The 6102-nt window shown below is 48.9% G+C and carries 7 protein-coding genes; all 7 read left to right on the top strand.

What is annotated here, in order from left to right:
• Window positions 1–124: 124 nt before the first annotated feature.
• On the top strand, window positions 125–808 hold the full coding sequence (gene truB, locus COV46_08965) for a tRNA pseudouridine(55) synthase TruB (protein PIR16281.1): 684 nt from the start codon (window positions 125–127) through the stop codon (window positions 806–808).
• The gene (locus COV46_08960) at window positions 805–1074 is read left to right on the top strand and encodes a 30S ribosomal protein S15 (protein PIR16280.1); all 270 of its coding nucleotides are present in this window, start codon (window positions 805–807) and stop codon (window positions 1072–1074) included. Before truB ends, COV46_08960 begins: the two co-directional genes overlap by 4 nt.
• Before the next feature lie 188 nt (window positions 1075–1262).
• Window positions 1263–3368 (top strand): polyribonucleotide nucleotidyltransferase, encoded by a 2106-nt coding sequence (gene pnp, locus COV46_08955; protein ID PIR16279.1) that lies wholly within the window; start codon window positions 1263–1265, stop codon window positions 3366–3368.
• Window positions 3369–3651: 283 nt separating this feature from the next.
• Window positions 3652–4158 carry a hypothetical protein gene (locus COV46_08950; GenBank protein ID PIR16278.1) on the top strand — a complete coding sequence of 169 codons (507 nt, stop codon included), beginning with the start codon at window positions 3652–3654 and terminating at the stop codon, window positions 4156–4158.
• On the top strand, window positions 4155–4787 hold the full coding sequence (locus tag COV46_08945) for a hypothetical protein (GenBank protein ID PIR16277.1): 633 nt from the start codon (window positions 4155–4157) through the stop codon (window positions 4785–4787). Before COV46_08950 ends, COV46_08945 begins: the two co-directional genes overlap by 4 nt.
• 298 nt (window positions 4788–5085) lie before the next feature.
• Window positions 5086–5313, top strand: a complete 228-nt coding sequence (locus COV46_08940) for a hypothetical protein (GenBank protein PIR16276.1) — start codon at window positions 5086–5088, stop codon at window positions 5311–5313.
• Window positions 5310–6102, top strand: a 793-nt coding sequence (locus COV46_08935; GenBank protein ID PIR16275.1) for a UTP--glucose-1-phosphate uridylyltransferase, incomplete at its 3' end; no start/stop codon positions are given. The genes COV46_08940 and COV46_08935, both read left to right, overlap by 4 nt.

Below are 6102 nucleotides of genomic sequence, written 5' to 3'. Positions count from 1 at the left end.
TCTCTAAGCAAACACTTGATTTATGGAGATTGCTTCGGTCACTACGCTCCCTCGCAATGACACGCCAATGGGTTTTTAGAGGTGCCCTTAAGTTAGAAGCTTTTACTTACGCACTTAAGCACTTATTTTGAACGGCATCATTATAATCGACAAACCATCCGGCTATACATCCCACGACATTGTCGCCATCATCCGCCGTATCACCAAGGTTAAGCGGGTCGGCCATGCCGGCACGCTCGATCCCCTGGCTACCGGAGTTCTCCCCATATTGATCGGAAGCGCCACCAAGCTCTCGGCTACGCTCACAGGGGGTGACAAGGAATATATTGCCACCATCAAGTTCGGCGAGAAGAGAGATACCGATGACGCAAAGGGAGTGATAGTTGAAACAAAGGACGTGCCAAAGGACCTTGAAGTGAGAATAAAAGAGGTCCTTCCGAAGTTCCTGGGAAAAATAACACAAAGGGTTCCAGATTACTCCGCGGTCAAAAAGGAGGGAAGGACCCTTTATAAAATGGCAAGGAGGGGAGAAAAGTTCGAGGCCCCTTTAAGGGAAGTGAATATCGAAAATATAGAAATAATGGGCGTGGAAGATGCCTCCATTACGGTAAGGGTGAAATGTTCAAAAGGTACGTATATTCGGGCGCTTGCAAGGGATATGGGGGAGGCAATAGGCACATTTGCCCATATTTCTGCGTTAAGAAGGACGGTCTCTTCCGGTTTTAAAATAGAGGCGGCCACGAAATTAAGTGAAATTTCTACTTTACAAGATGTAGAGCGTATGTTACATGGCCGCCAACTTTTATGACACTAGCAAAGACAAAAAAGAACGAACTGATCACCAAATTCCGGATCCACGATAAAGATACCGGTTCAGCGGAAGTGCAGGTTGCCGTCCTGACAGAGAGGATCAACCTTTTAAAAGACCACTTTAACGCGCACAAAAAGGATCACAGCTCGCGCAGGGGCCTTCTTATGATGGTCGGCCACAGGCGCAGATTGCTTAATTATTTAAGAAATGACAGCGTTGAAAAGTATCAGCGCATAATTGGCGAGCTTGGCATAAGGAAGTAAGCAGGATTGACTGATAATTTACAAGAGCAATGTCATTGCGAGTCCGCCAAAAGCGGACGAAGCAATCCCCCGCAGTGAATTATCCTCGCAAGTTATCAGTCCTTGAGATTTAATTCCTTAAAGTATCCAAGCCAAACAACAAAGCCCGCCTTCGCAAATGAGCTACGGCGTGGCAAGGAGAAGATAATATGGTTAGTTCTGTACAGACAGAATTCGGCGGGCGCACGCTTACGATCGAAACGGGTCTTCTTGCCAAGCAGGCAGGTGGTGCTGTAACTGTCCGTTGCGGGGACTCTATCGTTCTCGTTGCGGCAACGGCATCGAAAAAGCCAAGGGAGGGGATGGATTATTTTCCCCTGACTGTCGATTATGTCGAAAAGACGTTCGCGGCCGGAAAGATTCCGGGCGGATTTTTCAAACGCGAAGGCCGTCCGACCGAACGCGAGATCCTGACAAGCAGGTTCATAGACAGGCCCATCAGGCCCCTGTTCCCCGAAGGTTTCAAGAACGATACGCAGGTGGTTGCCACGGTGCTATCGGCAGATCACGACAACGAGACCGATGTCCTGGCGATGATAGGCGCATCCGCGGCTCTTTCTCTGTCTCCCGCTCCCTTCATGGGGCCCATCGCGGGTGTCTGTGTAGGACGCGTTGACGGAAAGTTCGTCTGCAACCCGACACCGGAACAGATGGAGAGGTCGGATATAGACCTTATAGTTGCCGCAAACAAGGACGCGGTGGTGATGGTAGAAGGCGGCGCAAAAGAGATAAGCGAAAAGGACCTGGCCCAGGCTATAATGTTCGCCCACAAAGAGGTTCAGCCCGTCATTAAGATACAGGAAGAACTTGCCAAAAAGTGCGGCGTTCCAAAGATGAAGTTCGAAAAGCCTGTTGTGGACAAGGAACTTCAAGCGAAGGTCGAGAAGTTCCTTAAGGGAAAATTAGAGAACGCCGTTTGCATAAAGACAAAGATGGAAAGGTACGCGGCAATTGACGAGCTCCACAAAGAGCTTGTTGAAGAGCTGGTGCCGGAAGATGACAAGGACGGGACAGAGGACAAGGTCTCGGCCATGTTCGAAGAAGAGAAATATAAGCTCGTCAGGCACATGATAGTTGTCCAGAAGAAGAGGATAGACGGACGCAAGTGGGACGAGGTGAGGAACATCACCTGTCAGGTGGGGCTTCTTCCCCGTACGCACGGGAGCGCGCTCTTTACGCGCGGTGAAACGCAGGCACTCGTTGTTACAACGCTCGGAACGGCCGATGACAGACAGATAATCGACGGGATAATGGAAGAGTATGAGAAACGATTTATGCTCCACTACAATTTCCCCCCGTATTCCGTGGGAGAAACTAAGCCCTTACGTTCACCCGGAAGGCGCGAGATAGGTCACGGTGCGCTGGCAGAAAGGGCGCTCATGCAGATGCTGCCGCCCGAGGAAAGTTTCCCGTACACGATGCGCACGGTCTCGGAGATACTTGAATCCAACGGTTCATCTTCAATGGCCACGGTCTGCGGCGGAACATTGTCACTTATGGACGCAGGCGTTCCCATTAAGAACCCGGTTGCAGGTATCGCAATGGGTCTTATCAAGGAAGAAGGCCAGTTCGTTATTCTTTCAGACATCTTAGGCGATGAGGATCACCTAGGAGACATGGACTTTAAGGTTGCCGGTACAAAAAACGGCATCACATCTGTCCAGATGGATATTAAGATAGCGGGTATCACCGAAGAGATCCTTTCTAAGGCGCTTTCACAGGCGCTTGAAGGAAGGTTGCACATATTAGGCAAGATGCTTGAGGCCCTGCCCGTTCCCCGTGAGGATATCTCGAAGTGGGCGCCAAGGATCATGGCCCACAAGATATCGCCAGACAAGATAGGCGCGCTGATAGGCCCCGGCGGCAAGAACATCCGCGGCATTACAGAGGAGACCGGCGTCAAGATAGATGTAGATGAGGACGGCATGGTCCATATTGCGACGAACGATTCCGAAGCGGCCCTCAGAGCGCTGCAGATGGTAAAAGAGCTCACAGCGGTAGCCGAGGTCGGTAAGTACTATAAAGGTCACGTTGTAAAGATAATGGACTTTGGCGCATTCGTTGAGGTTCTTCCCGGTCAGGACGGTCTTCTCCATATCTCGCAGATAGATAACAAGCGCGTTAACCGCGTGGAAGATGTCCTGCAGGAAGGCGACGAAGTTGTGGTGAAGCTTCTTGAGATAGATCCTTCTTCCGGCAAGATGAGGCTCTCCCGCAAAGAAGCCTTCGGCCACGAGAACGAGGTAGAGAAGTAGTTCCTTTGGATCCGCTCATCCTGAGCCTGTCGAAGGATGAAATGTTATGCATTCAAGCCACCTTGGAGCCCCAAACGCCCCAAGGTGGCTTTTTACTTTTTACGACCTTCAAAATAGCCCGTAACTACCTTATATATATAGTTATTTGCCTTAGTTTTTTTCACATTTTTCACTTGCCAATTTTAATGAAATCTACTATAGGAGTTCACCAATCGAACGTTCGATGTCTGAACGGATGGCAATTAAACAACTTTATTAACAACTTTTGAGCAACGTTTAACAAATGCTACGTAAACGCCAACTCATATTAGACTATCTCATCCTTCACCCCGATTCCTCTCAGAGGGACCTGGCCGTTGCAACAGGCATCTCTCTCGGTCAGATCAATTTGATCATTAAGCTTCTCTGCGACGACGGCCTCTTACGCCAGGACGATGTGAGCAAACGCAAGAAACGCTACATCTTGACTCAACGCGGCCTTGCCGAGCGCGCGCGTCTTTCGAACGAAAGCATTCTTACTATCATCAAGAATTATAGAAGGATAAAGCTTGCCGTCTCTAATTTGCTCAACGGCCTTCAGGCGAGGGGTTTCAATGAATTCGTCCTTGAAGGGGACCGAGGCGAGCTTCATGAGGTGATCACAGAAATTGTAGGCGAGGCTTTTGAAAATAAGATATCTCTCACTTGGGGTCCTGCAGAACCCAAGGAGGGGCGAGTGGTATTGAATTTGGACAGGCGGTTCGTTCCGGACGATAACACGGTCAACGTCCTCCACGAACTACGAATATGAACATTAACAAGTCACAAGTTACGAGTTACGAGTCACGTAATAAATGGTACGTGATCCAGACGAAGCCCTTAAGCGAGGATAAGGTCTGCCTGCAATTCACTAAAATGTCATTGCGAGGGAGCGAAGCGACCGTGGCAATCTCCGGCGCTGACTCGTCTGTCATCCTGAGTCCGCTAAATGAGGACGAAGGATCCCCCGTTGGCAATTTAGAGACTTTTTGCCCCAAACTTAAATCGATCTCGCTCAGCAAGGGCTCCGAGAAGATCAACTATAAGCCCTTGTTCCCCAATTACGTCTTTTTACGCTGGGATCTATCGAGCGCGTCTCACCACAGGCTCGTTAAATATACCCGCGGCGTTAATAAGATCCTTGGCGATAGCGAAAAGCCGGTCCCTATATCGGATGAGGTCATAGAGCTCATAAAGGCGCGCACGAATGCAGGCGGCATAATAGAGCAGAATACCTTCAAGAAGGGCGACCTTGTCAAGGTGAAGAAAGGGCACTTAAAGGACCTTATGGGTGTGCTGGACAGGCCGGTGTCGGATTCCGGCCGAGTGGCGGTACTACTTAACTTATTCAACCGCCAAATGCGCGTGCAGATGCACTGCGCAGAGATAGCCAGGGCTTAAATCGTTACTTGTGACTTGTAACTTGTTATTTGTAAGAGTTTTATGGAAAAAATAATGACACATAAGGATATTGATAAGTTAAATTTTGGCAAATTTAATAGCACTATAAGTGATATTTCAAAAATGTTATTCGGTTTGATTAAGTACTTGAGGAAGTAGTTACTATTTACGAGTCACGAGTCACGAGTTACAAGTTACGGGAAGTGCAACTCCTTGGAATCGCAGAAGATTCCAACATGGACCCGGCGGTAGCTTGTCCAACAATTTTTTCACTACTTTTGAACAACGTTTGAACCACATGAAACGGATCTGGATCAAAATAAACAAGAATTTCAACGAAGCAGCAAAAGCCGATAGCAAATATTATCGAAAGATGACCGCCGTTACACGCTTGGAAACGGTTCAACTATTACGCGAGATGTTTTCAAAGTTGAATGGAGGCCGCAATGAATTGGTCAAGAATAAAAGTGCCAGTTCGCGCAAACAGGACATTGTGGACCTAGAGTCGTTAAGAAAGAAGAAATGAGCAATAAAACATCCAAAGCCGTGATCCCCGTCGCAGGCCTCGGCACCCGTTTTCTGCCTGTTACAAAGGTCGTGCCCAAAGAACTGTTTCCGATAGTTGATAGGCCCGCCATCCATTACGTTGTAGAAGAGGCGGTACGGGCCGGCATCACAGAAATAATCTTGATCAACCACCCAAACAAGACCCTCATCGAGGATTACTTTAGAAATGATACCCAATACGACAGGCTTTTGGCCGAAAAAGGAAAGGGTTCGCTATTAAAAGATGTGGTTGAGCTTAACAATAAGATCAAGGTCACGACCGTTTATCAAAAGGAGGCCCTGGGTCTCGGCCACGCCGTCCTCCAGGCAAAGGAAGCTGTCGGGAACGACTGGTTCATGCTTATACTTCCTGATATGTTGATCGATGCCGAGCCCGGTTGCTGTGAGCAGCTGGTTAAGGTCTGGCAGGAGACCGGTAAGGCTGTAATTGCCACGGAGCATGCGCCGAGAGATATGATCTCAAGCTACGGCATAATCGCCACAGAATCTTGTCATTGCGAGGGCGTAAGCCCGAAGCAATCTCCCGCATATTCAGCACGCAAATTACACAAAGTCTCTCATCTCGTCGAAAAGCCCAAGCTCGAAGACGCCCCCAGCGACCTATCGATCGTTGGCCGCTATCTATTGCCACCGTCGATATTTAGCTACATCGAGAATACAAAGCCCGGCGCCATCGGCGAGATCCAGATAACCGACGCCCTCTGCGAACTCGCCAAGAAAGAATCCCTTTTCGCCTACGAATTCACCG

The organism is Deltaproteobacteria bacterium CG11_big_fil_rev_8_21_14_0_20_49_13 (assembly GCA_002796305.1).
Classification (GTDB): Bacteria; UBA10199; UBA10199.
Note: the sequence above shows the minus strand (reverse complement) of the source record. Positions and strands in the feature narration are given on the sequence as shown.